The 26846-nt window shown below is 68.7% G+C and carries 27 protein-coding genes; 15 read left to right on the top strand and 12 right to left on the bottom strand.

The window, feature by feature from the left end; translation table 11 throughout:
* The first annotated feature begins 35 nt into the window (after window positions 1-35).
* Entirely contained in the window at window positions 36-1079 is a 1044-nt protein-coding gene (locus G3I17_RS11255; RefSeq protein ID WP_164595909.1) for a helix-turn-helix domain-containing protein, read from the top strand.
* On the top strand, window positions 1036-4047 hold the full coding sequence (locus tag G3I17_RS11250) for a BTAD domain-containing putative transcriptional regulator (RefSeq protein WP_164595908.1): 3012 nt from the start codon (window positions 1036-1038) through the stop codon (window positions 4045-4047). The genes G3I17_RS11255 and G3I17_RS11250 overlap by 44 nt, the downstream gene beginning before the upstream one ends.
* On the opposite strand, the gene G3I17_RS11245 is transcribed toward G3I17_RS11250, so the two are convergent.
* The gene (locus tag G3I17_RS11245) at window positions 4004-4522 is read right to left on the bottom strand and encodes a general stress protein (protein WP_164595907.1); all 519 of its coding nucleotides are present in this window, start codon (window positions 4520-4522) and stop codon (window positions 4004-4006) included. The genes G3I17_RS11250 and G3I17_RS11245 overlap by 44 nt on opposite strands.
* Before the next feature lie 75 nt (window positions 4523-4597).
* Between G3I17_RS11245 and G3I17_RS11240 the strand changes: the two genes are divergently transcribed.
* The gene (locus G3I17_RS11240) at window positions 4598-5704 is read left to right on the top strand and encodes a magnesium and cobalt transport protein CorA (RefSeq protein WP_164595906.1); all 1107 of its coding nucleotides are present in this window, start codon (window positions 4598-4600) and stop codon (window positions 5702-5704) included.
* 241 nt (window positions 5705-5945) lie between these two features.
* A complete protein-coding gene (locus tag G3I17_RS42065; protein ID WP_164595905.1) occupies window positions 5946-6974 on the top strand; it encodes a helix-turn-helix domain-containing protein in 1029 nt (342 codons plus the stop codon).
* A 1-nt stretch (window position 6975) separates the two neighbouring features.
* On the opposite strand, the gene G3I17_RS11230 is transcribed toward G3I17_RS42065, so the two are convergent.
* Together G3I17_RS11230 and G3I17_RS11225 are read right to left on the bottom strand one after the other, a co-directional pair.
* Window positions 6976-8166 (bottom strand): acyl-CoA dehydrogenase family protein, encoded by a 1191-nt coding sequence (locus G3I17_RS11230; RefSeq protein ID WP_164595904.1) that lies wholly within the window; start codon window positions 8164-8166, stop codon window positions 6976-6978.
* 188 nt (window positions 8167-8354) lie between these two features.
* Entirely contained in the window at window positions 8355-9920 is a 1566-nt protein-coding gene (locus G3I17_RS11225; protein WP_164595903.1) for a serine/threonine-protein kinase, read from the bottom strand.
* Window positions 9921-10090: 170 nt separating this feature from the next.
* Between G3I17_RS11225 and G3I17_RS11220 the strand changes: the two genes are divergently transcribed.
* Complete coding sequence (locus G3I17_RS11220; RefSeq protein WP_164595902.1) at window positions 10091-10759, top strand: peptidylprolyl isomerase; 669 nt, start codon at window positions 10091-10093, stop codon at window positions 10757-10759.
* A gap of 62 nt (window positions 10760-10821) precedes the next feature.
* Here the strand turns inward: G3I17_RS11220 and G3I17_RS11215 are convergent, their stop codons facing one another.
* Window positions 10822-11796: a CoA ester lyase gene (locus G3I17_RS11215; RefSeq protein WP_164595901.1), complete on the bottom strand. Its 975-nt coding sequence runs from the start codon at window positions 11794-11796 to the stop codon at window positions 10822-10824.
* Window positions 11797-11947: 151 nt separating this feature from the next.
* Here G3I17_RS11215 and G3I17_RS11210 point away from each other — a divergent pair, with 151 nt between their 5' ends.
* The 8 genes from G3I17_RS11210 (at window position 11948) to G3I17_RS11175 (ending at window position 18909) form a co-directional block, all read left to right on the top strand.
* The gene (locus G3I17_RS11210) at window positions 11948-12904 is read left to right on the top strand and encodes a LuxR family transcriptional regulator (RefSeq protein WP_164595900.1); all 957 of its coding nucleotides are present in this window, start codon (window positions 11948-11950) and stop codon (window positions 12902-12904) included.
* Entirely contained in the window at window positions 12894-13703 is an 810-nt protein-coding gene (locus G3I17_RS11205; RefSeq protein ID WP_164595899.1) for a hypothetical protein, read from the top strand. The genes G3I17_RS11210 and G3I17_RS11205 overlap by 11 nt, the downstream gene beginning before the upstream one ends.
* Before the next feature lie 37 nt (window positions 13704-13740).
* Window positions 13741-14268: a hypothetical protein gene (locus tag G3I17_RS11200; protein WP_164595898.1), complete on the top strand. Its 528-nt coding sequence runs from the start codon at window positions 13741-13743 to the stop codon at window positions 14266-14268.
* A gap of 49 nt (window positions 14269-14317) precedes the next feature.
* Window positions 14318-15583 (top strand): CBS domain-containing protein, encoded by a 1266-nt coding sequence (locus G3I17_RS11195; protein WP_164595897.1) that lies wholly within the window; start codon window positions 14318-14320, stop codon window positions 15581-15583.
* A complete protein-coding gene (locus G3I17_RS11190; protein ID WP_164595896.1) occupies window positions 15573-16109 on the top strand; it encodes a DUF1003 domain-containing protein in 537 nt (178 codons plus the stop codon). The genes G3I17_RS11195 and G3I17_RS11190 overlap by 11 nt, the downstream gene beginning before the upstream one ends.
* A 50-nt stretch (window positions 16110-16159) precedes the next feature.
* Entirely contained in the window at window positions 16160-17059 is a 900-nt protein-coding gene (htpX, locus tag G3I17_RS11185) for a zinc metalloprotease HtpX (RefSeq protein WP_164595895.1), read from the top strand.
* Between the two features lie 4 nt (window positions 17060-17063).
* Complete coding sequence (locus tag G3I17_RS11180) at window positions 17064-17627, top strand: hypothetical protein (protein WP_164595894.1); 564 nt, start codon at window positions 17064-17066, stop codon at window positions 17625-17627.
* Window positions 17628-17763: 136 nt separating this feature from the next.
* Window positions 17764-18909, top strand: coding sequence for a P-loop NTPase (locus G3I17_RS11175; RefSeq protein ID WP_164595893.1), 1146 nt, complete (start codon window positions 17764-17766; stop codon window positions 18907-18909).
* Between the two features lie 127 nt (window positions 18910-19036).
* Here the strand turns inward: G3I17_RS11175 and G3I17_RS11170 are convergent, their stop codons facing one another.
* The 7 genes from G3I17_RS11170 to G3I17_RS11140 form a co-directional block, all read right to left on the bottom strand.
* Window positions 19037-19378, bottom strand: a complete 342-nt coding sequence (locus G3I17_RS11170) for a sec-independent translocase (RefSeq protein ID WP_164595892.1) — start codon at window positions 19376-19378, stop codon at window positions 19037-19039.
* Between the two features lie 72 nt (window positions 19379-19450).
* A complete protein-coding gene (locus G3I17_RS11165) occupies window positions 19451-20791 on the bottom strand; it encodes a trypsin-like peptidase domain-containing protein (protein WP_203590008.1) in 1341 nt (446 codons plus the stop codon).
* Window positions 20792-21179: 388 nt separating this feature from the next.
* Complete coding sequence (locus G3I17_RS11160) at window positions 21180-22253, bottom strand: transcriptional regulator (protein WP_164595891.1); 1074 nt, start codon at window positions 22251-22253, stop codon at window positions 21180-21182.
* A 16-nt stretch (window positions 22254-22269) separates the two neighbouring features.
* Window positions 22270-22869, bottom strand: a complete 600-nt coding sequence (locus G3I17_RS11155) for a zf-HC2 domain-containing protein (protein WP_203590007.1) — start codon at window positions 22867-22869, stop codon at window positions 22270-22272.
* A 14-nt stretch (window positions 22870-22883) separates the two neighbouring features.
* Entirely contained in the window at window positions 22884-23501 is a 618-nt protein-coding gene (gene sigE, locus G3I17_RS11150) for an RNA polymerase sigma factor SigE (RefSeq protein ID WP_239062442.1), read from the bottom strand.
* A 253-nt stretch (window positions 23502-23754) separates the two neighbouring features.
* Entirely contained in the window at window positions 23755-23976 is a 222-nt protein-coding gene (locus G3I17_RS41595; RefSeq protein WP_164595888.1) for a biotin/lipoyl-binding carrier protein, read from the bottom strand.
* Window positions 23977-24014: 38 nt separating this feature from the next.
* Window positions 24015-24569: a CGNR zinc finger domain-containing protein gene (locus G3I17_RS11140; RefSeq protein WP_164595887.1), complete on the bottom strand. Its 555-nt coding sequence runs from the start codon at window positions 24567-24569 to the stop codon at window positions 24015-24017.
* Between the two features lie 68 nt (window positions 24570-24637).
* Between G3I17_RS11140 and G3I17_RS11135 the strand changes: the two genes are divergently transcribed.
* Together G3I17_RS11135 and G3I17_RS11130 are read left to right on the top strand one after the other, a co-directional pair.
* Window positions 24638-25813 carry an MFS transporter gene (locus G3I17_RS11135; RefSeq protein WP_164595886.1) on the top strand — a complete coding sequence of 392 codons (1176 nt, stop codon included), beginning with the start codon at window positions 24638-24640 and terminating at the stop codon, window positions 25811-25813.
* Window positions 25803-26432: a GNAT family N-acetyltransferase gene (locus G3I17_RS11130; protein ID WP_164595885.1), complete on the top strand. Its 630-nt coding sequence runs from the start codon at window positions 25803-25805 to the stop codon at window positions 26430-26432. The genes G3I17_RS11135 and G3I17_RS11130 overlap by 11 nt, the downstream gene beginning before the upstream one ends.
* Here G3I17_RS11130 and G3I17_RS11125 read toward each other — a convergent pair.
* Window positions 26368-26838, bottom strand: coding sequence for an SRPBCC family protein (locus G3I17_RS11125; RefSeq protein WP_164595884.1), 471 nt, complete (start codon window positions 26836-26838; stop codon window positions 26368-26370). The two genes, G3I17_RS11130 and G3I17_RS11125, sit on opposite strands and share 65 nt — an antisense overlap.
* Between the last annotated feature and the right edge of the window lie 8 nt (window positions 26839-26846).

The raw sequence follows: 26846 nt of genomic DNA, 5'->3' as shown, positions 1-26846 counted from the left end.
GGGGTCTGCACAGCTCCGGACTGGGGAAGGACAGCATGCTGCGGATTCATTTCACCGCCGAGGACCTGGCTCGGACGACACTGGCGGCCGAGCCGGACCCGCTCTGGGAGGTCCTGCTCAGCCTGCACATGCTGCAGGTCGAGGACGGCCCGCTGGCGTACGGCGCCTGGCGGCAACGGTTGCGCCGGAGACTGCCACGGGAGACGGTGGGCGCGTTGACCGCGCTGGCTCCGCCGGTGGGCTACTCCCCCGACTTCCTGACGCCGACCGCCAAAACGGCCGAGTTCGGCGACGCGGTCAACCTCATCTTGTCGACACCACGTCAGCGGTTGCGCGCAGACCTCTCCAAGCTGTCCACCCGGCGTACTGCGGCCAACTGGGTCCGCCAGCTCGCTGAGGCGCAGCCGGAGACCCTCCACCGGCTCGGCCACTCCGTACGCGTCTACCATCGCGCCGCGCTGGCGGAGTACTGGCCGTCGCTGCGGTCTGCCGTGCAGTTGGACAACCGCCAGCGGATGCAGCAGCTCACCAATGCCGGCGTCGCGTCGATGCTGGTCGGCCTCCACCCGGAGGCGCGCTGGCGCGGGCAGGTGCTGGAGATCGCTGCCTTCCCCGACGAGGAGCTGCGGCTCAAGGGCCGCGGTCTGCGGCTGCAACCGTCGTACTTCTGCTGGAAAGCGCCCACCAAGCTGTTGGACGCCGACCTGCCGCCGGTGCTCGTGTTCCCGATCCGGCACGCCAGTGGGCTGCTGCACCGGGACAAGTCGGGCGCCGACACCCAGGAGCGACTGGCGGCTCTGGTCGGCCGGACGCGCGCCGCAGTGCTGTCGCTGACCGTCGAAGGCTCGACCACCACACAGCTGGCTCGCTCGTGCGACATCACCCTCGCGACGGCGAGCCACCAGACCGCCGTACTACGGGACGCGGGGCTGATCGTGTCGCAGCGCCAGGGGAAGTCGGTGATCCACCAGGCCACGACGCTCGGGCAAGCGCTGTTGGACGGCACGGACCCCTGGTCGGGGGACACTGAATTGCATGAGTCCCACCTTCCGTCTACTGGGTCCCATCGCGGTCCTTGACGACGGGACGGAGGTGCCGATCGGGGCACCCCGGCTACGGACGCTGCTGGCCGCTCTACTGGTCAGCGCCAACCAGACGGTCACGTTCTCGGAGTTGGTGCTCTGGCTGTGGGGCGGCGAGCCCCCGGCCCAGCCGCAGCGCGCGCTGCACACGGCTGTGTCGAGGCTGCGCGCCGTCCTGGGACCGGATGCGGGCCTGCAGACTGTCATCGGCGGCTACCGCCTCGACGTCGAGGACAACCAGTTGGACCTCCGACAGTTCCGCCGGCTGGCCGCATCGGAGGCAACCGACGACCTGACCGCAGCACTGCGGCTCTGGCGAGGTGAGCCGCTGACCGGAGCGCTCGACTACCCAGTGGTCCGCGACGAGCGATCCGTGCTGCAAGAGGAGTGGCTCCGCGTCACCGAGCAGCTGATCGACGCACGGCTCGCGCTGCGCGAGCATGCCGAGCTGGTACCGGAACTGACTGCGCTGACGAAGCAGTACCCGCTCTGGGAACGGTTCTGGGCCCAGCTGATGCTTGCCTTGCACAACTCGGCTCGGCAGGGCGACGCGTTGGCGGCGTACCACGAGGTGGCCGAACTACTGCGGGAACAGCTCGGCGTCGACCCCGGTGAGGAGATCCGCCGCGTCCACCTCACCGTACTGTCCGGGCAGCAGGATGCGGCTCCTGCGGCGCCGCCCGAGTGGCGGGTACATCGGCAGCTGCCTCTCGACCTCGGCGACTTCGTCGGGCGGCAGGACGAGGTCGATGCGATCGTGGCCCGGTTGACCAGCCCGGCCGCAGTACCGGTGGCCACCATCAGTGGGCCGCCGGGCGCCGGCAAGACCGCTCTGGCTGTGCGAGTGGCGTATCGGTTGCAGAGCCGGTACCCCGACGGTCAGTGGTACGTGCGGCTGGATGGCGCCGGCGACTCCGAGCGGGATCCGCTGGAGGTACTGCGCACCCTGCTCGAGTTGGCCGGCGCTGAGGTGCTGACGGGTGATGCCGACACTCTCTCGGCGCGGTTGCGCTCATTGCTCGCTGACAAGCAGGTGCTGATCCTGCTGGATGACGCCAAGGATTCGCAGCAGGTCCGGCCGCTATTGCCGGGGTCGCGCAACAGCGCAGTACTGGTGACGAGCCGGAACGAGCTTGCTGGGTTGAGTGTTCTCGACAGCGCATTGGGGACCGCGGTCGCAGTACTGGAGTTGGCTGAGGCCGTAGAGCTACTGCGAGCTGTGGTCGGCTCGGCGAGAGTCGATCGAGAGCTGCCGGCAGCAGAAGAGCTGGCCAGGTTGTGTGGCTGTCTGCCGCTCGCATTGCGGATCGCTGCCGGCCACCTGGCTCTGCGCTCGAATGACTCGATCGCTGCGTACGCCGAAGAGCTTCGGGGCAGCAACAGGTTGGTAGCACTCGCAGTAGCCGGGGAGCCTGACACAGCCGTCGAGGGAGCCTTCGCCCGCTCGTACGAGGGACTGCTGCCCGACTCGCGACGACTGTTCGCCCTGCTGGGGCTAGTGCCCGGCCCGGACGTGACTGCCCCGACCGTTGCCGCACTACTCGGCACAGGTCCACAGCAGGCGATTGCACTACTGGACAGCCTGGTCAGTGCAAACCTGCTGGTCCGCCAAGCCGACCGGTACTGCATGCACGACCTCATCCGCCTGTACTCCGAGCAGCGTGCCGAGGTGGAGCCTCAAGCGGAGTCGGCCTGGCTCCGGCTGTGTGAGTGGTACCTGTCGACCACGGATGCCGCCACTCGCTTCGACTATCTCCCGGCTGTTCGGCTGACTCCCCAGCTCGGTCATCAGGTGTTCGCGAGCGCAGACGAGGCGCAGACCTGGCTCGAGCAGGAGGAGCACGGCCTGGTCGCGATGATCAAGCGTGCTGCCGAGCGCGGGCCTGCGCCGGTCGCCTGGCAACTGGCCGACATCCTCCGCCAGTACCTGACGCTCAACCATCGGGTCGATGCCTGGCGGGCGACCGTACTGGCCGGGATGGCCGCCGCCAGGTCGACCAACGATCTGGGTGGGCAAGGGGCGATGCTGCACAGCCTTGGAGCACTGCAGTTCGTCAGTGGCGACAACACTGCGGCCATCCAGCTGGCGAACCAGGCTGCCGAGCTCTATGCGCGGGCAGGGTTCGGCCTCGGCTACTCGGCGCTGCTGTGCAACCTGGGGATGTCCTATGACGACCTGGGCGAGTCCCTGAAAGCCGCAGAGCTGTTGAGCCGTGGGGTCACCGGGTTGCGGCAGTTCGACCGCCCTGGAGCTTTGGTCAACGCACTGAACAGCCTCAGCAATGCGCAATGCAATCTGGGCGACCTGGACGCTGCTCTGGCCGCTGCGGGCGAGGCGACCGAGATCGCACCCGACAACCGCACCAGGACCTTGGCCCTGTTCAACCGCGGCGTCGCCTACCGGCTGCTGGGGAACCTGGAGCGAGCAGAGGCGGACCTCAGCGAGGCCGTGCACTCCGAGGACGAGTCACTGCCCCTGCAGTACGAGGCGGCCTTGCTCTACGCGGATCTGGGCTACCTGGAGGAAGCCGAGAGCTGGGCCAGACGAGCACTGACGCGCAGCCACGGGAACGGACAGCCGTGGCATGAGGCGGCCGCCCTGAACGCGCTGGGAACGATCTGCAGCCGCCGGGGCCACTGGAACGACGCCGCTCGCTACCACCAGGCCGCCGGTGGCATCGCCCGGAGCAACGAGCACCCGGCGACGGTCGCCGAGTCGATCCTCGGACTGGCCGAGGCCGACAAGGGCAGAGGGCAACCGGAGCGAGCCGCGGAGCTGGCCAAGCAGGCGTTGTCATCCGCCCGCCTGCTCGGCCATCGCATCCTCGTCTGCCGCGCGCTGCTCCTCCTGGCCGCCTTGGAACCCACCGCCGGCCACGCTGCCGAAGCGATGGCGATCCAGGAGGCGACTGGCTACTTGCCTAGCTCGACTGCTCCGGCAGGCGCGGTGCCACCTCGCCCTTGAGGGCCAGCTTGGCCAGGTGGTTGCGGGCCTCCTCGGCGTACTTGGAGTCGCACAGCACGTCGTACGTCGTCGCCACCACCGCGGTGCGCGAGGTGAAGTCGCGCCGGCCGCCGAGCTGGCCGTAGCCGATCGCGCCGAACGCCATCCCGAAGATCGCACCGAGCACCACGCCGGTGATCAGCGCGGCCAGCCAGCCGCCGTTGCCGTTGGTGAACAACCCGAGCAGGACACCGACGAACAGCCCGAACCAGGCGCCGCTGGCCAGGCCGGCGGTGATCGCCCGGCCCCAGCTCAGCCGGCCGGTGATCTTCTCCACCTGCCGAAGGTTGTTGCCGACGATGGTGGTGTGCTCGACCGGGAACTTCTCGTCCGAAAGGTAGTCGACCGCTCGCTGCGCCTCCCGGTAGGTGTCGTAGGTCCCGATCGTCAGGCCGGTCGGCCGGGGGTCTATCGAACCCATGCCCTGCGTGGTCATCGTCGTTCCTCTCCGCTTGCTTCCAACTCCATCATTGCCGACGACTGGTGACGGCACATTGATAGCCTCGCCTCGATGACCGGGCGGAAGTGGGACATGGGCGCGACACGCCGGGTAGGACGCGTCTTCGCGAGGCGTTCCCCGGGTGCCGACGCACCCCTGGATCTGGTCGGCAGCGGCAAGCTGGACGGCGCTCTGGTCGACTGGGCCTACTACCGCGACGGCCGCCGCGACAAGAGGATCGGATCGTACGTCGAGGCGCTCACCCGGGCCAGACGCGGCGACGGCTTCGTCTGGATCGGCCTGTTCGAGCCCAACGAGCAGCAGCTGGCGGTGATCGGTACCGAGTTCGGGCTGCACAAGCTCGCCCTCGAGGACGCCACCGAAGCGCATCAGCGGCCCAAGCTGGAGCGGTACGGCGAGACCCTGTTCGCAGTACTGAAGACCGTCCGGTACGTCCCGCACGGCGATCTGACCGCCACCAGCGAGGTGGTGGAGTCCGGTGAGGTGATGGTGTTCTGCGGTCCCGGCTTCGTGATCACCGTGCGGCACGGGGACCATGGCGAGCTGACCGGGCTGCGGCAGGAGCTGGAGAAGGAGCCCGAGCGGCTCGCGGCCGGGCCGGGGGCCGTCCTGCACGCCATCGCCGACCACGTCGTGGACAGCTATCTGGCCGTCGCGGACGCGGTCCAGGCCGATATCGACCTGATCGAGGTCGAGATGTTCAGCCCGCGCGGCTGGCGCAACATCGACCGGGTCTACCAGCTCAAGCGCGAGGTACTGGAGCTGAAGCGCGCGGTGGCGCCGCTGACCGGCCCGATGCGCTCGCTCTCGACCCAGCGGCACCCGCTGATCGGCGACGAGACCCGGAACTACTTCCGCGACGTCGACGACCACCTGTTGCGGGTGAAGGAGCAGGTGGTCTCGTTCGACGAGCTGCTCAGCTCGATCCTGCAGGCCGGGCTGGCCCAGGTGCAGGTGTCGGAGAACGACGACATGCGCCGGATCTCGGCCTGGGTCGCGATCCTCGCGGTGCCGACGATGATCGCCGGCGTCTACGGGATGAACTTCGACAACATGCCCGAGCTCACCTGGAAGTACGGGTACTACGGGGTGCTGGCGCTCATGCTGACCGCCTGCACGGTGCTCTACCTGCTGTTCAAGCGGAACCGGTGGCTCTGACCTCAACGCGTCCGCCCCGGTCACAGCTCGCCGTCATCTTCTGACCGCCCCTACCGCTTTCGCAGTCAGTTGGCAACCTCTTGCCATGGCCGCCACTGCCCCGCCGGAGTGTGACTCATACGGTTGTGTGTGCCACCAGCCGCCTGATTCAATCGTCTCATCGCGTTCGGTCAGCGATCCGCCACAGCCTGCGACCGACGGCATCGGGGATGTCGTGACACCCAGGATCAGGGAGGGCTTCGTGCTCCGCATTCATTTCACGCCTCGCGACCTCGCACGGACGACGGTCTCGACCAAGCCGGCACCGTCGTGGGAGATCCTGCTCAGTCTGCACATGCTCCAGCACTCCGAGGGCCGGCTGATCTTCGAGGACTGGCGCCGCTCGATCCGGACCAAGGTGTCGCCGGACCAGATGCGGCTGCTGCTCGAGCTGACCCCGCCCAAGGGCTACTCCCCCGACTTCCTCACCCCGGCCGAGTCCGCCCCGGACTTCGAGACCGGGCTGGAGCTGATGCTGTCGACGCCACGTAAGCAGTTGCGCAGCGAGCTCGAGTTGCTGAGCAAGTACCGGCCGGCCTCGCCGTGGACCCGCGAGCTCGCCCAGGGCGACAGCAGCTCGCTGCACAAGCTCGGCCGGGCCATCCGGTCGTACCACGACGCCGCGATCGCGCCGTACTGGAAGTCGATCGGCACCCACGTCTCCGCCGACCACGCGCACCGCGGTGAGGCTCTCGCCCGGCACGGCGTCGACCGGCTGCTCTCGACGCTGCACCCGCGGGTCCGCTGGGTGGCGCCGGTGCTGCAGGTGCTGGACATGCACGACCGAGACCTCTACCTGGACGGGCGTGGCATCGAGCTGCAGCCGTCCGCGTTCTGCTGGCAGGTGCCGACCAAGCTGGCAGACCCGGAGCTGAAGCCGATCCTGGTCTACCCGATCCAGCACGCGCCGGGCATCCTGCGCCAGGCGCACCTCGACGACAGCGCCTCGACGGACGTCCTCGGCTCACTGCTCGGCGCCACCCGCGCAGCCGCCTTGGAAGCCACAGTGAGCGGCTGTACGACGACCGAGCTCGCCCGGCGCTGCAAGATCTCCCCGGCGGCGGCCAGCCACCAGGCGACCGTGCTGCGCGAGGCAGGGCTGATCACCACCCGGCGGGTGGGCGCATCGGTGCGGCACGAGGTCACCCAGCTGGGGATCTGGCTACTGTCCGGCCACGGCTCGGGCAGCCTTCGCCCAGCCGTCCGTACCGCAGTACCGCTCGTGTCCTGAGCTAGAGCTTGTAGTCCTCGAGCAGGCGACGGCCGATGATCATCCGCTGGATGTCGGCCGTCCCCTCGCCGATCAGCAGCATCGGCGCCTCCCGGTAGAGCCGCTCGATCTCGTACTCCTTCGAGAACCCGTAGCCGCCGTGGATCCGGAACGAGGCCTCGACCACTTGCGAGCAGTACTCGCTGGCCAGGTACTTCGCGACGCCGGCCTCGAAGTCGTTCCGCGAGCCGGAGTCCTTCTTCCGGGCCGCCTTCACCATCAGCTCGTGCGCGGCCTCGACCTTGACCGCCATATCGGCCAGCCGGAACAGCACGGCCTGGTGCTCGGCGATCTTCTTGCCGAACGTCTCGCGCTGCTGGGCATAGGAGATACCGAGCTCGAACGCGCGCCGGGCGACGCCGCAACCGCGCGCCGCGACGTTGACGCGGCCGACCTCGACGCCGTCCATCATCTGGTAGAAACCCTTGCCCGGCACGCCGCCGAGGATCTGATCGGCCGCGATCCGGTAGCCGTCGAAGATCAGCTCGGTCGTGTCGACGCCCTTGTAGCCCATCTTCTCGATCTTGCCCGGCACGGTCAGGCCCTGGTCGACCTCGCCGAAGCCCGGCTCCTTCTCGACCAGGAAGGTGGTCATGTTCTTGTAGACCGAGTCGCTGCCCTCGTCGGTCTTGGTGAGCACGGCGACGAGGTTCGACGTACCGCCGTTGGTCAGCCACATCTTCTGGCCGTTGATCGTGTAAGTGTCACCATCTTTGACGGCCTTGGTCTTGATCGCCGCGACATCGGAGCCACAGCCGGGCTCGGACATCGAGAACGCGCCGCGGACCTCGCCGGTCGCCATCCGCGGCAGGTACTTCTGCTTCTGCTCGTCAGTGCCGTGCTGGAGCAGCATGTAGGCGACGATGAAGTGCGTGTTGATGATGCCGGAGACGCTCATCCAGCCGCGGGCGATCTCCTCGACGCAGAGCGCGTAGGTGAGCAGCGACTCGCCCAGACCGCCGTACTCCTCGGGGATCATCAGCCCGAACAGGCCGAGCTCCTTGAGTCCCTCGACGATCTGCGTCGGGTACTCGTCCTTGTGCTCCAGTTCGGTCGCGACCGGCAGGATCTCGGCCTCGACGAAAGCCCGCACCGTCTTCAGGATCTCCTCCTGGATGTCGGTGAGTCCCTCGGTCTGCTGCAACCTGCTCATCAGCGGCGCTCCTTCCGTCGGCCCGCGCTACTTACTCGGCAGTATCACGGGCCTTCAGCATCGCGGTACGGTTCGACACCCGCTGTGACTCCCACCACGCGAGAACAGTCGCCTGCCTCACGCCGGCACAACGGGGTTCCGGTACGCCGGTCCAGCGGGCTGCCGGTACGCCGGAATGCCGCGGTTCGTTAGTTGCGGTTCCAGCCGTCGCCTGGGTCCCCCTCGTCGCCGTCGCCATCACCGTTGTCCGCGGGGAGTGCGGCGCCGATGGCGGCGAACATCGCGGAGATCTGTGGAGTGGACTGCCAGCGGCCCTCGCGCTGGGCCTGGACCAGCCGCTGCCGGGCCTGCTGGAACTGCTGCGACGCCTCTTCGGCGTCGTCCTGTTCCAGTGCCTTGGCCGCCTGGTCGAGATCCTTGGCCGCCTCCCGCGCCGTCCGCATGCCGCGCTCCTGCTGGTGGTCGCGGAGCATCTGCGCCAGCAGCCGCAGCGACGCCGGCCCGCCGATCTGCGTGTTCTCGGGCTTCTTGGTGGGGGTCTTCGTCGGCGTCGGCTTCTTGCTGGGCGTCTTGCTCGGAGTAGGGGTCGGCTTTGGCTTCGCCACCGGCTTCACCGATGGCGTGGCCGACGGAAGCCCACCCGCCTGAGCCGGCGGCTCGGAGGAAACCCCCTCCCGCAGCAGCGTCGCGATCACCACTCCGGCCAGTACCACCGCGACAGCAACAATCGTCTTGGCAAACGGCAACCGCCGCTTGGGCCCCGCAACATGCTCCGACTCGTCAAACGCCCTGGCCGGCAGAATGCTCGCCGCCGCCGAGGTCTCACCCGGCCCGACGGCGGAGGCCGCCCCAACGCCCGCGCCTGCAGCAGCAGCGGCGGCCGCACCTGCCAGTCCACCCGGCGGGAGGGGCAGGATGCGGGTGCTGTTGTCCACCACCGGCTGCGGGGTTGCGGGCAGCTTCAGGTAGCTGTTGACGGCGGTGGCTGAGGCGGGCCGGGCTGCGGGGTCCTTGGAGAGCAGGTCCATGACCAGGGCGGCTAGGCCGGGTACTACCTCGGTACGGCGTACAGGGGCTGGTACGGCGTCCAGGTGCTGGTGCATGACGTCCATGACGTCTGTGCCGACGAAGGGGGTGGTGCCTTCGAGTAGTTCGTAGAGGACGCAGCCGAGGGCGTACCAGTCGCTTGCGGGGGTCGCGCGCTCGCCTCTGACCTGCTCGGGCGAGACGTAGCCCGCAGTGCCGAGCAGTACCGGCCCGGTCGCGCCGTCGACGCCGGATGCCTGGGCGATACCGAAGTCGGTGATCTTGAGCGTGCCGTCCGGCGCCAGCAGCAGGTTGCCCGGCTTCACGTCGCGGTGCACGATCCCCGCCGCGTGGGCAGCATCCAGTGCTTGGGCGCACTGGAGCGCGATGTCGGCGATGAAGCGCTCCGACGGCAGCCCCTTGGACCGCAGCAGCTGAGCCAGGTCGGGTCCGTCGACGAGCTCCATCACCAGGAACACCTGGCCGGTCGCAGTGGTACCGACGTCGTACGTCGCGACCACGTTGGGATGGGTCAGCCGGGCCGCAGCCTGGGCCTCGGTGCGGAACCGCGCGACAGCGTCCATCTGGTCGCCTTCGAGCCGGCGCAGCAGTTTCACCGCCACCGGCCGGGCCAGGACCGAGTCCTCGCCTCGCCACACCTCGCCTGCGCCGCCGTGCCCCAGCGGGGTCAGCAACCGATAGCGCCCCGCGAGTACCTCGCCGTTCACACCCAACACCTCACTGTCAGCCGGATCGCGGCCCACCTTAGGCGTCTGCCTCGACCTGAGCGAGTCCGGAACAGATTCCTTCAGCAAACCTTTGAGCTTCCCAGGCGTACGACCGACGTCCCACCGGTTTCCCGTGACAGCGCTGTCATGTCAGGTCTAAGTTGCTGTTCATGTTGCGCAGACTGAGTTTGCTGGTCGTCGCCGGCCTTGCCGCGGCGACCCTGACCTCGACCACCGCGGGAGCCGCGCCCGCCGTACCGGCCGGGCACAAGCCGCCGACCGTGCGGTGCGAGTTCACCCCGACGCCGGAGAACCCGGCCGCCAGGCCGGTCACCGTGCCGTCGGCGAAGGCGCTCGCGAAGGGCACCGTCGACGTGTACTTCGTGACCAACTACGGGCCGTTCGTCGTCCGGATGGACCGCGCCAACGCGCCCTGCGGGGTGGCCAGCTTCGTGCACCTGACGAAGAGCCGGTTCTACGACTGGACCCAGTGCTTCCGGCTGACCAACTCGGCCCGGCTCGGCGTCCTCCAGTGCGGTGACATCTACCGGCAGGAGGAGGGCGGACCGGGGTACAAGTTCCCCGACGAGGTGACCGGCAAGGAGACCTATCCGCGCGGTACCGTTGCCATGGGCAACCAAGGTCCGGGGACGAACGGCAGCGAGTTCTTCGTCGTCCACTCGTTCGCCAACATCCCGCCGAACTACACCGTGCTCGGCCACGTCATCCACGGCATGTCCACCTTCGACCGGATGGTCAAGGCCGGCATCGCCGACCCCGACCAGGACGGCCCGCCGACCCGCCCGATCCGCATCCTCAAGGTCCTGACACTCGGCTGACCAAAACCCTTACGTCCGAAGAAGCGGAGGGACGTGCACTCCAGTTCTTCGGACGTAAGGTTTCAGTCTTCTGGTTTCCAGATGTTGGTGCGGGTCATCGCGGCGGCGCGGCCCTTGGCGGAGATGACGAAGGCCATTTTGCGGGAGGCCTCGTCGATCATCTCGTCGCCGAGCATCACCGCGCCGCGGGCGCCGCCGGCGGCCGAGGTGAAGTGGTCGTAGGCGTCGAGGATGTTCTCGGCGTGGTCGTAGTCGTCCTGCCGCGGCGAGTAGACCTCGTTGGCGGCGGCGATCTGGTCCGGGTGAAGGACCCACTTACCGTCGAAACCGAGCGCGGCCGAGCGGCCCGCCACCCGGCTGAAGCCGTCGAGGTCCTTGATCTGCAGGTACGGGCCGTCGATCGCGAGCTTGTCGTAGGCGCGGGCCGCCATCAGGATCTGCATCAGGATGTAGTGGTAGGCGTCACCGACGTCGTATCCGGGCGGCTGCTCACCGACCACCAGCGACTTCATGTTGATCGAGGCCATGAAGTCGGCCGGCCCGAAGATGATCGTCTCGACCCGCGGCGAGGCGGCGGCGATCGCGTTCACGTTGGTCAGGCCGAGCGCGTTCTCGATCTGCGCCTCGATCCCGATCCGGCCCCGCTCCAGCCCGTGCACCTTCTCCAGCTGGGTCAGCAGCAGGTCGAGCGCGACCACCTGCTCGGCGGTCTGCACCTTCGGCAGCATGATGCAGTCCAGGTTCGCACCGGCCCCGGCGACCACCTCGATCACGTCGCCGTAGGTCCACTCGGTGGTCCAGTCGTTCACCCGGACCACCTTGATCTTGCGTCCCCAGCCGCCCTCGTTCAGCGCGGCGACGACGTTCTTGCGCGCGTCGACCTTGGCGATCGGCGCGACCGAGTCCTCCAGGTCGAGGAACACCTGGTCGGCGTCCAGGCCCTTGGCCTTCTCCAGGAAGCGCGGGTTGGAGCCCGGTGTCGCCAGGCAGGAACGCCTGCTCCGGAGCGCCTTGCCGGTGGTCGTCTCGTCAGCCATCGCAGCATCCTTCAGTCCGGTTACCCGTCGGTCACTCGCAGCGTACGGCGAAACCGGCCGGTGCACTCCGGTGACATCCCTCACGCCCGAACGGGATGTGTCCGGAGTCACCGGCTCCCGGACGACCCTGAGCGTGAGTGATGATCGTGGGGTGTTGGAGCCTCTCGGACTGACTCGCGCTGAGCAGGACCTCTACGAAGACCTGGTGTCCCGGCTGCCGGTGACAGAGGCAGAGGTCAGCGACCCGGCCGCCGCGAAGCGCCTGGTCGAGCTCGGCCTGATCTCACTGATGCCGTCGGACCCGCCCCGCTACCTAGTACTCCCGCCGGACATCGCCCTGGAGCTCCTGGTCCGCGACCGCGAGCTGGACCTGGCCAAGGCCCGGCAGGAGACGGTGCTGCTCGCCACCAGCTTCCACACCAGTACTGCGCGCAGCGAGCCGTCCGAGCTGATCGAAGTACTGCGTGGTGAACCCGAGATCGCCGCCGGGATCGAGCGGCTGGTCCGGAGCGCCAAGAACGAGCTGTGCGGCTCGGACGCGCCACCGTTCATGGACGACCCGACCCAGGTGCACCAGCACGAGCTGGAGCAGCTCAGGAAAGGTGTCAGCTTCCGGATCCTCTACGACCGGAAGGGGTCCGTGGACCGGCCGGGGCGGCTCGCGTCGCGCGTCAGCGGCCTCAACGACGGCGAGCGGGCCCGGGTGGGCGAGGTACCGCTCAAGCTGCTGCTGACCGACGGGCCGATGGCCTTCGTGCCGATCGACGTCAACGCGACCAAGTACTCGGCGGGTCTGCTCATCCACGACCCGGTCCTGGTGGCCACGCTGCAGGCTCTGTTCGAGCTGCTCTGGAGCCGGGCGGTCCCACTGGCCACCTACGCCGGGCAGTCGGGCAGTGCGGACCGGCCCACCGAGCAGGAGCGCGAACTGCTCGCCCTGCTGATGTCCGGCCTCACCGACAGCGAGACCGCCGTCCAGCTGGGCTGGACCGAGCGCAATGTGCGCTCACGGATCGAGCGAATGCGCCAGCGGCTGGGGGCCGACACCAGGTTCCAGGCCGGATACCAGGCCGTACTCCGCGGATGGCTGGACACCCATGACGGATGACCTCTCCGTGCTCGGCCTGACGCCGGCCGAGCAAGCGGCGTACCGAGCCTTGATCGCGCACCGGCCTGTACCTGCCGGCGATGCGCTGACTGCGCTGGTGGACAAGGGGCTGGCGACGCCGGCGGACGGTGGCTATGTCGCCGTGGCTCCGGACCTCGCGCTGGAGGTGCTGCTGCTCAACCGCGAGCGGGAGCTGCGGGAGGCGCGGGAGCACATCTCTGCTCTCAAGGTTGCCTACCGCAAGCATGTGACGATGCCGAGGCCGACACTGCTCGAGTACGTGGGCGACGCCGAGGCTGTGCGGCAGCGGATCGTCCAGGTCCAGCAGGCGGCTCGTATCGAGGTGCGCAGGTTGATCCGGTCGCCTCAGCCGCTGGTTGAGACGACCGCTCCTTGCCGCACGATCTATGAGCCGGCGGCGGTGCCTGCAGACGTACGGGGAGAGGCCAGAGTGACGCCGGTGCTACCGGTGGAGCTCTATCTCCTCGACAGTCGGCTGGCATTGATTCTGCTTGAGGACGGGCGTGCGGCCCTCCTGCAGCCGTGCGGGTTGCTCGACGCCTACATGGAACTCTTCGAGAGGCTGTGGGAGCGGGCACTGCCCGCTGCGGCCGATGAGGAGGCGGAGAGTCGGCTGCTGACCGCGCTGCTGCTGTCGGGGCTCTCGGACCAGGCGATCGCCCGGGAGCTCGGGGTCAGCCCGCGGACGGCTCAGCGCAAGATCGCCGCGCTGATGCACGACCTGGGCGCGCAGACCCGGTTCCAGGCCGGAGCACAGGCTGCACTCCGCGACCTGTAACGGCGACTTGTCGATCCCCTTGTGACAACCTAGGCGGGTGACGACTGACGAGGCTGTGGCCGAGATCGCCGGGGTGATGAAGAAGGCCGGGCTCGTCTGGTTGTCCTGGAACGGCGGGCGGCCCGCACCGGCCTGGTTCGCCACAGTCGACGGTGCGTACGTAGTACTGGCTGACAGGGCTGGTAGTGCCGAGCAGCCGCTGCCCGGGCTGGCTGAGGCAGGGACGGCGGACGTCGTAGTACCGGCCAAGCCTGCTACCAACCGCCTAGCCGGGTGGAAGGCCGCAGTACGGCGCCTGGAGCCCGCTAGTGAGGAGTGGACCGCAGCAGCCCTCGTACTACGTACTGAGCGGCTCAATGCGGAGGGGCTGGACACCCAGTTCGACCGCTGGCGGACTGAAGCCGACCTGCTCGTCCTGGAGCCCACGGGCGAGATCACCGAGGCCGTCGGTCGCTTCGACGGCTCGTCCCGGCTGGAGACGCCCGCGGGGAGCCCTGCGACCACCAGAGGCAAGCGGCCGATCACTCTCCACCGGCGTTCCAAGCGCAGGCCGAAGCTGACCTGATTCATGTCCTAGGGCGGGTGAGCCCGGTCGGGGCATTAGCCTTCGAGTTATGAGCGGCCCTCCTTCGCGCGTCTACGTGGCTCGGCTGGCTGGTCTTCCCGTGTACGACCCGAACGGGGACCAGGTCGGCAAGGTGCGCGACGTCATCGTCATGCTCCGGCAGGGGACGCAGCCGCCGCGCGTACTCGGGCTGGTGGTCGAGGTGTTCACCCGGCGGCGGATCTTCCTGCCGATGACCCGGGTGACCTCGGTCGACGCCGGCCACGTGATCACCACCGGGCTGGTCAACATGCGTCGCTTCGAGCAGCGCAGCACCGAAGTACTGGTGCTCGGTGAGCTGCTGGACCGGACCGTGACGATCAACGAGACCGGGACCCAGGCGACGGTGTTCGACCTGGCGATGGAGCAGTGGCGGACCCGCGACTGGGTGCTGTCGAAGGTGGCCGTCACCGAGGGCGGGAAGCGGTTCCGGCGCCGCCGCGGGCAGTCGCACGTGCTCGACTGGGCCGAGGTGAGCGGGTTCGCGCAGGTGGAAGAGGGCCAGGGCGCGACGCACATCCTGGCCGCATTCGACTCGATGAAGGCGGCCGACCTGGCCGGAGTACTGCATGAGCTGTCGCCCAAACGGCGCAAGGAGATCGCTGCCGCGCTGGACGACGAGCGGCTGGCCGACGTACTGGAGGAGCTGCCCGAAGACGTCCAGGTGGAGATCCTGGCCGGTCTGGACACCGAGCGGGCCGCGGACGTGCTCGAGGAGATGTCACCCGACGACGCGGCCGACCTGATCGCCGAGCTGCCGACCGAGACGGCCGAGGCGCTACTGACGTTGATGGAGCCGGACGAGGCTGAGGACGTCCGCCGGCTGCTGACGTACGAGGAGCGGACCGCGGGCGGACTGATGACGTCGGAGCCGGTGATCCTGCCCGCCGATGCCACTGTGGCCGATGCGCTAGCGCACGTCCGCAACGCCGAGCTGAGCCCGGCGCTGGCCGCGATGATCTACGTCTGCCGCCCGCCGCTGGAGACGCCGACCGGGCGGTTCATCGGCATCGGGCACATCCAGCGACTGCTCCGGGAACCGCCGTCCGCGCTCGTCTCCGGGGTGCTGGACACCGATCTCGACGGGCTCCGGCCGGATGACAGTTTGCATGCCGTGAGCAAGTATCTCGCCACCTACAACCTGGTGGCGGCGCCCGTGCTCGACGACGAGGGCCGGCTGCTCGGCGCGGTCACCGTCGACGACGTACTGGACCATCTACTCCCCCGCGACTGGCGCGAACCCGATCAGCAGGAGGTGGACGGCCATGCCCCGTGACGACCGCAGTAGCGACGAGCGCCGGATGACCCGGCCGGCCGCCGACCGGCTGGACATCCCGCGCGAGCTGCGCCGGACGATCGTGCGGCGGCGCGCGTACGACGCGGACGCGTTCGGCCGGCTGTCCGAGCGGATCGCGCGCTTCCTCGGCACCGGGCAGTTCCTGGTCTACATGACGGTCACGATCCTGTTCTGGGTCGCCTGGAACATCTTCGCGCCGGAAGCCCTGCGCTGGGACCAGTACCCGTTCATCTTCCTGACGCTGGCGCTGAGTCTGCAGGCGTCGTACGCCGCGCCGCTGATCCTGCTCGCGCAGAACCGGCAGGAGGCGCGCGACCGGGTCCAGTACGAACGCGACCGCGACGTGGACGCGCGGACCCGGGCCGACATGGAGTTCCTGGCCCGCGAGATGGCCTCCCTGCGGATGTCGGTCGGCGAGGTCGCCACCCGCGACTTCCTCCGCTCGGAACTGCGCTCCCTGCTGGCCGAGCTGGAGCTCAAAGATCGCGAGGACGACCGCGTCTGAAGGCCTTTGCCGCCGAGCTAGGCTCGCTTTCAGGTGCGGAAGGACGTCGGATGAAGACTCGTTTCAAGCCCGATCGTGGGCTGACCAGCCGGATGGCGGTGACCAGCTTCCTGCTGGGCCTGCTGTATGTCGGTTTTGTCGCGGTGCTGATCGCGTTGACCAAGAGCGCCGTGATCGCCATCGTGATCGCGGGCGGGATGCTGTTCGCGCAGTACTGGTTCTCCGACCGGATCGCGCTGTACGCGATGCACGGGCGGATCGTCACTCCCGAGGAAGCGCCGCAACTCCATGGCGCGATCGACCGATTGTGCGCGCTGGCCGACATGCCGAAGCCGAGGGTCGCCATCGCGGACGTCGACCTGCCGAATGCGTTCGCCACCGGGCGCAATCCCAACAAGGCCGTTGTCTGTGTGACGACCGGGGTCATCCGGCGCCTGGACGCCGATGAGCTCGAAGGCGTGCTCGCCCATGAGCTGTCCCACGTGGCCCATCGCGACGTGGCCGTGATGACGATCGCGTCGTTCCTCGGCGTACTGGCTGGACTGATCACCCGCTTCGGCCTGTACAGCGGCATGGGCCGCCAGCGGGATCAGAACACAGCCGTGATCGTGCTTACCATCGTGGCGGTATCGGCCGCCGTGTACGCGATCTCGTTCCTGCTGACGCGGGCGCTGTCTCGGTATCGGGAGCTGGCCGCGGACCGGGCCGGCGCGATGCTGACCGGTCGTCCGTCGGCGCTGGCTTCGGCGCTCACCAAGATCAGTGGGGAGATCGCCCGAATACCGTCGCGCGACCTGCGCCAGGCGGAGGCGTTCAACGCGTTCTTCTTCGCTCCTGCCATCTCGGGCAAGGGCGTCAGCCTGTCGTCGCTGTTCGCGACCCACCCGTCCCTGGAGACGCGACTCGACCGGCTCGGTGTGCTGACCCGCGAGCTGGGCGAGCAAGCTTAGCTCTATGGGCCTCCTCGACATCCTGCTCGGCAGGAGCAAAGCCGTTCCCCCGAACCTCGATCAGCTGTTCTCGCTTCCGTCGGCCGCGATCACCCTGGAGACCGCGGCCGGCTACCGTCCGACCGGCAGCGGTTCGGTCTGTTTCAAGGCGGCCGAAGGTGGCGGCTTCTCGACGCTGCGCGACGAGGTCGACAAGCTGCTGGCGCTCGACAACGGCAAGTTCACCAGTACGACGGACTCCTATGGCTTCACCTGGCTGGTCCGCGAGACCACCCCGGACGACCTCGAAGGCCTCGTGACCGACCTGCACGGGGTGAACACGTCCCTCGTCGACGCCGGCTTCGGCGCCGCCCTCCTGTGCACGCTGGTCTCCTTCACCAATGGCGGCCAGTCGCTGGGCCTCGTGTACCTGTACAAACGCGGCGCCTGGTATCCGTTCGTTCCCGTCGGCGCCGACCGACGCGACAACGCCACCGAACTCCAGATCAAGTCGACTATCGGCGCCGATCTCAACTTCGAACCAGACCTCGCCCGCTGGTTCCCCGTCTACGGAGCCCCCGGCCTTTAAGTCCCGCCAGCTCGTTCGTACTACGGGTGCGCCGGCTCGTACGGAGTACCGGTTGTTGGTTAGGCTTGCCTTGCTGGGCCCAGATCACAGTGGACGGGGGTTAGGCGGAGGTTGTGCAGCACGTAGCCTTGTGGACATGGCCCCAACTGCTGACCAAGTGACCGCCGCACTCGGTGGCGTCATCGACCCGGAGATCAAGAAGCCGATCACTGAACTCGGCATGGTCGAATCCGTCGTGGTGAAAACCGACGGCGTGGTCGTGGTGACGATCCTGCTGACCGTCTCGGGCTGCCCGATGAAGGACACGCTGCGCCGCGACACCAAGGCCGCCGTCAGCGCGCTCGACGGCGTGACCGGGGTGGAGGTCGAGCTGGGCGTGATGTCGACCGAGCAGCGGGCCGCTCTGCAGACCCAGTTGCGTGGTGGCGTGGCCGAGAAGGAGATTCCGTTCGCGCGGGCCGACTCGCTGACCAAGGTGTTCGCGATCGCCTCCGGCAAGGGCGGCGTCGGCAAGTCGTCGGTGACGGTGAACCTGGCCGTCGCGATGGCGGCCAAGGGGTTGTCGGTCGGCGTCCTGGACGCCGACATCTACGGCCACTCGATCCCCGCCATGTTCGGCGTCGCCGACGAGCGGCCGACCGCGGTGGACGACATGATCATGCCGGTGCCCGCGCACGGCGTGAAGGTGATCTCGATCGGCATGCTGAAGCCCAAGCGCGACCAGGTGGTCGCCTGGCGCGGACCGATCCTGGACCGCGCGCTGGTGCAGATGCTGGCCGACGTCTACTGGGGCGACCTCGACGTCCTGCTGCTCGACCTGCCGCCGGGCACCGGCGACATCGCGATCTCGGTCGGCCAGCGGCTGACCAGCGCCGAGGTCATCGTCGTGACGACGCCGCAGGAGGCCGCCGCCGAGGTGGCCGAGCGGGCCGGCGTGATGGCGCAGATGGTCCACCAGCGGGTGGCCGGCGTGATCGAGAACATGTCCTTCCTGCCCTGCCCGCACTGCGGCCCCGAGCACCGGATCGAGATCTTCGGCTCCGGCGGCGGCACCCGCGTCGCAGCCACCTTGTCGCAACGCCTCGGCTACGAGATCCCGCTGCTAGGCGAGATCCCGCTGGACGAGCGCCTGCGCAGCGGCGGCGACGTCGGCCAGCCCCTCGTGCTGGCGGACCCGGAAACCCCGGCAGCCCAGGTACTGAGCGGCATCGCCGAACTCCTCGGAGGCAAACCCCGAGGCCTCCTCGGCCGCCAACTCGGCCTCTCCCCAGCCGGCCGCTGACAACTGACACTTTCCAATCGGTTCCGGCCCCGGCTGACGGGTTCTTCGGCGGCTGGCGACCTGTAAAGCGCCAGCTGCCTAACGAACGGGCGTTCGGCCGGTTTGACTCCCGGCCCGGTGGCTCGGGTCAGGTGGCTTCGGGGTCGAAGGGGGCTCGGGCGCCGGCGGGGAGGCGTTGGGGGGTGCTCATGTAGGAGTCCGAGACGGGCTTCTCGTCGAAGTCGTCGTCGACGCCGTCGAGGAGGTGTTTGCGGACGAAGCTGCGCGGGTTGAGGTCGCGGACGTCGAGGTCGGCGAACTCCGGGCCGAGCTCCTCGCGCAGGTCGCTCTGGGCCTTGGTCACCATCTGCCGGACCTGGCCCAGCAGCTTCGCGGCGGTACGGGCGAACTCCGGAAGCCGGTCGGGGCCGAAGACGAGGATCGCGACGATGGCGATCACCGCTATCTCGAGCGGACCGATGTTGAACATGCCCCCACCTTTTCCGAGGTTCCGTTGCGCCGCGGACAGCGTAGCCCGCGGCTGGTCGAGCGCCCGCCCGGGTCAGCCGGTCTGCTGGTCGAGCTTGAGGGTGACCTCGCGCGGTTTGCCGCCGCGCTCGAACACGAGCCGGACGTTCTCCCCCGGCCGGTGCGTCCGGATCGCCACGATCAGCGCCTCGGCGGTGTCCACCGGCTGGTTGTTGATCTTGGTGATCACGTCACCGGTCCGCAGCCCGGCGCGCACGGCCGCGCTCTTCGGCTGCACCTCGCTGACCCGCGCACCGCCTTCGAACTGCATGTCCACGTTCGCGCCGATCACCGGGTACGACGCCTGGCCGGAGGCGATCAGTTGCTGCGCAGTACGCCGGGCCTGGTCGATCGGGATCGCGAATCCGAGCCCGATGTTGCCGCTGGCCCCGGGCTCGGCGCCGCGTACGGTCGCGATCGCGGAGTTGACGCCGATCACGTGCGCTTCCATGTCGACCAGCGGGCCGCCGGAGTTGCCGGGGTTGATCGCCGCGTCGGTCTGCAACGCGTTGATGTAGGAGATCTCGCCCTCGCCGCCGGCGGTGACCGGGCGGTTCTTGGCCGAGACGATGCCGGAGGTGACCGTGCCGGCCAGGCCGAGCGGCGAACCGATCGCCACCACGTCCTGCCCGACGATCGCCTTCTCGGACTCACCGAACTTCACCGACGGCGCGTCCAGCCCGAGCACCTGGACCACGGCCAGGTCGTACGCCGGTGAGCGGCCGACCAGGCGTGCGGTGGAGATCTTGCCCGTCTGCGTCACCACCTGGATCGAACCGCCGGTCGCGGCGGCCGAGACGACATGGTTGTTGGTCAGGATGTGGCCGGAGTCGTCGATGACGAAGCCGGAGCCGGTCGCGTTGGAGTCGTCGGCGCCCTCGACCTTCAGCTGTACGACGCTCGGCAGCAGCGCCTGGGCGACGGCGGAGACGGAGCCGGTCTTGATCTTCGGGTCGACGCCCTGACCGATCGGCGGGCCGGAGTCGTCGTCGATGCCGTTGTTGTCCAGAGCGACGACTGCCGCGGCCGCGCCTCCGCCCGCGATCAAACCGATGACCAGGGCGACCACAGCCGCCAGGCCGAGCGTCTTGTTCTTCTGCGGCGCAGTCGGGGTGTAGGCACGCGCCTGCTGCTGGTGCCAGTCAAGCGGCGGCGGAGGTACGTACGTCCCCTGCTGCGCCGGCCAGGACTGGCCGGGACCGGAGTAGCCGGGCCGGAACCCGTTGTCCTGCGGCTCAGGCTTCCCGAAGCTCCGCTGAGTCGTAGACCGCCCGTTCTGCAGGTACGCCGAACTGCTGCTGCCCGGAGCCGGCAGAGGCGTCGACCCAGCCCCATAGCTCGGCGGAGTCAGTCCAGAGACCGCAGGACCCGTCACAAACCCACCACCCGCCGGAGCCGTCCCAAACGGGCCAGGCGCTGGCGCAGGCCCAGACGCCGGTACCGGCGGCCCCGCAGACCAAGCAGCCACAGGCGGGTGAGCCGTCAGCCCCGCTGCCGCATCGGCCAATGTGGGGTCGGCCAGTGGCGCCCCAGACCCGCCCGAGCCACCAGGCGCGCTGCCAGCCGCGGCCGGAGGGTTACCCGTCCCGGCGGGCGTAGTACCGCCGCCGACGCTCGGGATCTCTTGGGTGTTGTCCGTAGCCGCCGGGGTCCCGGCTGTCGGTTCGGCGTCATCCCAGCTCACGGTGCCCGCCTCACGTCGTCGTCATCTTGGGGTCGGGAGGTGCCTGCACCGGGGTGCCTGGAAGTACTCCCACAGTTGATTATCCCAGCTTGTGGGAAAGCGCACCCATCGGTGTGAGCCAAGAGGCGATTTTGGCCAGTCCGGTGCCCATCCGCTGGACCGCTGTCACCTTCGGTGGCGGCAGGTGCGGGAAGGCCGCCACCACCTTCCCGAGCGTCTCGAACGGCAGGTCCCCGACCAGCGTGTAGACGATCCCGTTGGACGACCAGACGACGTACGACGGCATCCCGTACCGCTGGTAGACCCGGGCGCCTTCGGGCGTGGTGATGGCCGTGTAGCCCGCCACCGCCGCCGGGTCGAGCTCACCGCGCTGCTCGAAGAGTGAGACGTTGAACAGCCCGTCGGAGTACGAGAACTGCAGGGACTTGGTCGCCTGGTCCTGGTGGACGTCGTACAGCTGCAGCGAGGCCGGCAGCGACGGCGCGCAGGTCCAGCCCTGCGAGCGCAGCCCGTCGACGTTGTCCATCCCCATCGCCTCGACGCTGCCCGGAGCCATCGGCGGCAGGTGGCTGATGAACTCGGACTTCTCGATCTCCAGATCCGTGAACACGGTCGCCCGGACCATCGTCTTGCCGTCGTCGCTGAACAGCTGCCGCTGCAGCAGCAACCCGGTCGTCTGGTCGATCCAGAACCGCGCCGCCAGCGTCCGGTTACCCCGCAACGCCTCGATCAGTACTGCCGCCCGCCCGATCGTGTCCGTGCAGCATTTGTAGGCGAGCTCGTACGTCTCCTTGAGCAGCGCCAGCGGCCCGCCGTCGACAGTCGGCCCGGCGGTGTGGTTGGCCCGCTGTACGAACGCCTTGGCGCCCGGGGACGCGGGCGAGCCGACCACGCTGATCTCCGACCCCTGCGAGGCGGCGTGGACGATGTCGAGCATCGCCGAGCTGGACCCCTGCGGTCCCCAGGAGGTGATGATCTGGGTGCCGTGGTACGACACGTGATCCGGGGCCGCCGCGGCGCGTTCCAGCCAGGCGACGGCCGTCGGGTTGTCTTCACGCGGCGCGGCCGGCGCAGGCGCGGCCGAAGCGGGCATGGGCAGGCCGAAGCCGATCAGCGCAGTGCCGACCAGAACGGCGAGCCGGGAGAGGCTCACAGCAGGCACACCCTAGTCAGCGGCCCGTCAGGGCCACCGGCTGCAACGTCGGGCTCAGCCCGGCGTAACCAGCCCCGTTGAAGGAGTTCATCAGCGCCACCGGGTCCGCGAAGGGCGCACCGGCAGTGACGCCGGCGTGGTCGAGGGAGAAGCTCGTCACCGGCGGCTGCAGCGACGGCGGTTGCTCCGACCGTGCCGGGTCACCCAGGACGAACGCAGTACCGAGCAGTGAAGCCATTGCGGCCGCAGAGCCGGCTGCACCCAGTACGCCGGCACGCCGCCGGCTCCGGGTCGCAGTACGGGTGCCTGGTCGAGTGGTGTCGTTGCGGGCGGCCGGGAACGCCGACCGCTGCGGGCTGAGCGTGAAGGCGGCCGCCGGCGTGAGCACCGGGCGGATCTCCTCGCGCGGCTCCTGCGAGAACGACGAGACGCCCATCAGCCGCTGCATGAGGTCGAGTGACGGCTCCGGGGCTGCAGTCGCGGCCAGCCGGGCCTTGAGGCGCCGCTGGGCGTCCACCTCGGAGCGGCAGGTGTCGCAGCCGACCAGGTGGCTCAGCACCTTGTCGCGCGAGTCGTGGTCCAGCTCGCCGTCGACGACGGCGCTCAGCTTGTCCATGGGATGTTGCAGGGTCACCGGTCGCCACCCCCGGCGAGGAAGGGTCCGTCCGCGGGCGGGCCACTGATACGGGTCTGACCGGACCGGGGTGCGCGGTGCTCGAGGTGCTTGCGCAGCATCGAGCGGCCACGGTGGATCCGGCTGCGGACGGTGCCGAGCTTCACGTCCAGTACGTCGGCGATCTCGTCGTACGTCATGCCCTCGATGTCGCAGAGCACCACCGCCGCGCGGAAGTCCTCCGGCAGCGCGTCGAGCGCGTGCTGCACATCGTGGTCGAACAAGTCGTGGTCGAGCTTCTCGGCCGGGCCGGAGCCCTTGGCCGGCAACCGGTCGTGCGCGTCGTCCGGCAGGCCGTCGAAACGGATCCGCTGCTTACGGCGGGCCCCGTCGAGGAAGAGGTTCGTGGTGATCCGGTAGAGCCAGCCCTCGAAGGTGCCCGGCGTGTAGGACGACAGCGACCGGAAGACCCGGACGAAGACCTCTTGGGTGAGGTCCTCGGCGTCGTGCTTGTTGCCGGTCAGGCGGTAGGCAAGCCGGTAGACGCGGGCCGAGTGGGCCCGGACGATCTCGTCCCAGGACGGCAGCGCCTCGATCTCCGGCTGGACCTTCGGGGTGGTCGCAGCGGCCACCATGGAGGTGTCGACCGGTTTCACGACAACGCCTCCCTGGGTCCGCTCGGCAACGAGTGAGAACACCATGGTGCCGCGTTCACCGTCCTCTTCGCACGTCGGGTACACCCTGGTTCGACCCTGGGATGCCAGTACGACGAGTCAACGGCCCCCGCTGACGGGAAGTTCCCCGCCTCGACAGCTCTCATGGAACTCTCATCAAACAAGACGCGCGAGCAGCCAGAAAGGTTGAACGCCAGTGCCCCGGCACGGGCACTCAGTTCTCTTCGATGATGGCGATCGGGTCGCCGTCGCGGACGACCTCACCCTCGGCGACCTTCATCTCGCGGATCGTGCCGGCCACCTCGGCGAGCACCGGGATCTCCATCTTCATCGACTCCAGGATGACGAGGGTGGTCTCCGGCCCCACCGTGTCCCCGGCCTTGGCGGTGACCTGCTGGACGTTCGCCACCAGCTCTGCCACGACGGTGTGACTCACGCGCGTTCCTCCTGTTGCCGGGGGTCCTCGCTGCGATCCTAGTGGCCCGAGTCGGCCGCTGCCGCCTTCGAGCGGGCCCGGTACGACGCAACGCGGGTGCGACTGGAGCAGGTCGGAGTGCAGAACCGGCGAGGGCGGCGCTCGGCCGCGTTGACGAAGACGCGCTCACAATCCGCAGCAGCGCAGGCGCCGATCGCGTCGAAGCCGTGCCCGGCGGCGAATCCCGCGAGCCCGAGGGCCGCCCCGGCCGCGAGCCACTCGGCCCAGGTCGGCTCCGGCTTGGCCACATGCAGGTGCCACGGCGACCCGTCGTGATCCGACAGATAGGGCCGTACTGCGTACTCGGTGAGGAGCTCGTTGAGGATGCGGGCCGCGTCGGCCGGCTCGGCGTGGAAGACCGGGCGGATGCGCTCGCGGATCACCTTGATCTGCGCGAGGTCGCGCTCGTCGACGGTCGCGGCCGGCTCGCCGTGCTCGAGCAGGAACTGCCCGAGGGCCTCGGGCGAGGTCAGCTTCTCCGGATTGCGGGACTTGGTGTTCACCAGGTCCACGGCGATCCGGACCATCCGCTCTGGCGTCGTCAAGGTTTCCACTCGACCAATCGTAACGCCTTTGCTAGCGTAACGCGTAACGCCTAGATATCCGTTACTGAGGAGATGTCATGCTGCCCCGCTACCTGACCGCCGCGACGCTCGCGCGAGTCGGCGACGAGATGGTCGCTTTCACGCTCGTCCTGCTCGTGCTGGATCGGACGGGCAGTCCCGCATTGGCTGGAATCACGGGCGCCGCCTATGCGCTGCCCGCGATCATCACCGGTCCGCTTCTCGGCGCTTGGCTCGACCGGACGGCGTACCGGCGTACTGCGCTGGCTTTGAACCAGGCTGTGCTGGGCGGAGTCATGGTGTCCATGCTGGCTGCGGTCGGCGACAGCTCTCACTGGGTCGCCCCAGCCCTCGCAGCAGTCGCCGGTACGACGTTGCCACTGGTGAGCGGTGGGTTCACCAGCATGCTGACGAGTCTGGTTCGGACTGAGCAGTTGCCGCGCGCCAATTCGCTCGAAGCCGCCAGTTTCGGCGCGGCCACGATCACCGGACCTGCGGCCGCCGCCACCATCGCCGCAGTGGCCTCTGTCGAGACGGCGGCGATGGTCATCGTAGTCATCGCAATGATGAGCATCCTGGCCATCGGCCGGCTGCCTGTGCTTCCGGCAACCGCTGGGAACCACGATCCTTTCCTCAGCTCGGTAGTAGGCGGCTTGGCCCAGCTGGCTCGCAATCCGCGGCTGCGTGCCTCAACGGTGACGTCGACGCTTCTGATGGGCATCATCGGCATGCTGCTGATCACCCTGCCCCTCCACATGGCATCGCTCGGCATGCCCAGATCCGCAGCCGGATACCTCTGGACCGCCCTGGAGCTGGGGAGTGTCACCACAGCTTTGCTCCTGGGCCGCCTCTCGACCCGCTGGCGCCCGGAGCATGTCGTGATGGTCGCGGTTGCCGCCTACGGGTTGGCCTTCACCGCTTGGCCGCTGGTCAGCAACTTCGCGGTACTCCTGGTGCTGGCAGCGGCCACAGGCCTGCTGGCGGGTCCGATGATCCCGGCGATGTTCGCTGCCCGCCAGCAGTACAGCCCACTGGAGCTGCAGGGCCGGGTCAGTACCACTGCCGCCAGCCTCCGTGTCGGGGTGGCCGCACTCGGCCAGGCGGCTGCCGGCGTGCTGGTCCCGGCGGTCGGAACCCACACCGCGCTGCTGGTGATAGCCGGGAGTCTGGTCAGCGCCTCCGCGCTTGGCTACATCTCCAGCTACTCCCCGAAGCAGGTGGCCCATGCTGCTTGAGGCGTGGACTGCCGGCTGGGCACTCTGCCGGGGCACACCACCGCCCGTGGTGGTGCCCGAGGGCTACCGCATCGACGTCGGCCTGCCGGGCCACCTGACGCGCTATGTGCTCCCCACCCACGTGCCGGAGTTGGCGGCACGCCTGACAGCACCCGGCACTTGGCTGAAGATCTGCGCAGAGTCCCCGGCCCTGGACGAGCGGTGGCAGGTCCAGGCGCCGGAGTACCTGATGAGCACTCGTCTAACGACAGAGGCGCCTACCTGCCCACCGGAGTACGAGCTGGAGGTGATCACGACCGGTGCGCTCATCCACGCCACCATCACCCACCACGGCGAACTCGCAGCCCGCGGCCAGGCCGCCCTTGCGCAGAAACACGCAGTCTTCGACCAAGTGATCACCGAGCCGCAACACCAGCGCCGGGGGCTCGGTACCACCGTCATGCAAGCCCTGGGCCGGGCGGCGCACCACGGCGGCGCGCGTACCGGAGTACTGGTTGCTACTGCTGACGGCCTTGCGCTCTACAGCCGACTGGGGTGGGTGCTCGCCTCTCCTGTCACCGCTGCTCGACTGTGCGCGCGAGGATGCCCAGAGTTGCGCGCAGACCCGCCTCCGGGATGATCGGGAAGTTGACCCTGCCGCGGTAGCGGTCCTCGATCTGGCTCCAGTCGTAGTACGTCGTCACCAGGGTCCCCTTGGCGCTCGGCTCGAGGCGGTAGCCGTACAGGTGCTTGATGGGCGGCTGGATCGTGCCGGAGATGGTCCACTCGAGCTCGGCGTCCTCGGTGAACCGGGTGATGATCACCGTGACGTCGTACTTGCCCATCGGCAGGTCGTTCAGCGCCTCCCGATCCATGTGCACGACGAACTCGTCGCCGGTCTTGCCGACCGGCTCCCCGGTCGCGGACTGGAGCATGCCCGAGCTGTCGATGGCGACGTGGCCGCGCGGCTCCCGTAGTACGGCGAAGATCTCTGCAGGTGAGGCGGCGATCTCTCGCCGGACTTCGAACCGCTCGTCGTTGGTCATCCGTCGAG

It is taken from the genome of Streptomyces sp. SID13031, from assembly GCF_010548305.1.
Lineage (GTDB): Bacteria > Actinomycetota > Actinomycetes > Propionibacteriales > Kribbellaceae > Kribbella.
The sequence above is the reverse complement of the archived record's forward strand: the minus strand, read 5'-3'. Positions and strand labels throughout refer to the sequence as shown.

Bases quoted from the DNA above. Each gene is read 5' to 3' on its own strand.
- G3I17_RS11205 (WP_164595899.1), top strand. From the start codon at position 12,894: ATGACGGATGACCTCTCCGTGCTCGGCCTGACGCCGGCCGAGCAAGCG.
- htpX (WP_164595895.1), top strand. From the start codon at position 16,160: ATGAAGACTCGTTTCAAGCCCGATCGTGGGCTGACCAGCCGGATGGCG.
- G3I17_RS11190 (WP_164595896.1), top strand. From the start codon at position 15,573: ATGCCCCGTGACGACCGCAGTAGCGACGAGCGCCGGATGACCCGGCCG.
- G3I17_RS11125 (WP_164595884.1), bottom strand. From the start codon at position 26,838: ATGACCAACGACGAGCGGTTCGAAGTCCGGCGAGAGATCGCCGCCTCA.
- G3I17_RS11255 (WP_164595909.1), top strand. From the start codon at position 36: ATGCTGCGGATTCATTTCACCGCCGAGGACCTGGCTCGGACGACACTG.
- G3I17_RS11175 (WP_164595893.1), top strand. From the start codon at position 17,764: ATGGCCCCAACTGCTGACCAAGTGACCGCCGCACTCGGTGGCGTCATC.
- G3I17_RS11155 (WP_203590007.1), bottom strand. From the start codon at position 22,869: ATGGACAAGCTGAGCGCCGTCGTCGACGGCGAGCTGGACCACGACTCG.
- G3I17_RS11215 (WP_164595901.1), bottom strand. From the start codon at position 11,796: ATGGCTGACGAGACGACCACCGGCAAGGCGCTCCGGAGCAGGCGTTCC.
- G3I17_RS11130 (WP_164595885.1), top strand. From the start codon at position 25,803: ATGCTGCTTGAGGCGTGGACTGCCGGCTGGGCACTCTGCCGGGGCACA.
- G3I17_RS11180 (WP_164595894.1), top strand. From the start codon at position 17,064: ATGGGCCTCCTCGACATCCTGCTCGGCAGGAGCAAAGCCGTTCCCCCG.
- G3I17_RS11240 (WP_164595906.1), top strand. From the start codon at position 4,598: ATGACCGGGCGGAAGTGGGACATGGGCGCGACACGCCGGGTAGGACGC.
- G3I17_RS11245 (WP_164595907.1), bottom strand. From the start codon at position 4,522: ATGACCACGCAGGGCATGGGTTCGATAGACCCCCGGCCGACCGGCCTG.
- sigE (WP_239062442.1), bottom strand. From the start codon at position 23,501: ATGGTGGCCGCTGCGACCACCCCGAAGGTCCAGCCGGAGATCGAGGCG.
- G3I17_RS11220 (WP_164595902.1), top strand. From the start codon at position 10,091: ATGTTGCGCAGACTGAGTTTGCTGGTCGTCGCCGGCCTTGCCGCGGCG.
- G3I17_RS11250 (WP_164595908.1), top strand. From the start codon at position 1,036: ATGAGTCCCACCTTCCGTCTACTGGGTCCCATCGCGGTCCTTGACGAC.
- G3I17_RS11195 (WP_164595897.1), top strand. From the start codon at position 14,318: ATGAGCGGCCCTCCTTCGCGCGTCTACGTGGCTCGGCTGGCTGGTCTT.
- G3I17_RS11230 (WP_164595904.1), bottom strand. From the start codon at position 8,166: ATGAGCAGGTTGCAGCAGACCGAGGGACTCACCGACATCCAGGAGGAG.
- G3I17_RS11135 (WP_164595886.1), top strand. From the start codon at position 24,638: ATGCTGCCCCGCTACCTGACCGCCGCGACGCTCGCGCGAGTCGGCGAC.
- G3I17_RS11170 (WP_164595892.1), bottom strand. From the start codon at position 19,378: ATGTTCAACATCGGTCCGCTCGAGATAGCGGTGATCGCCATCGTCGCG.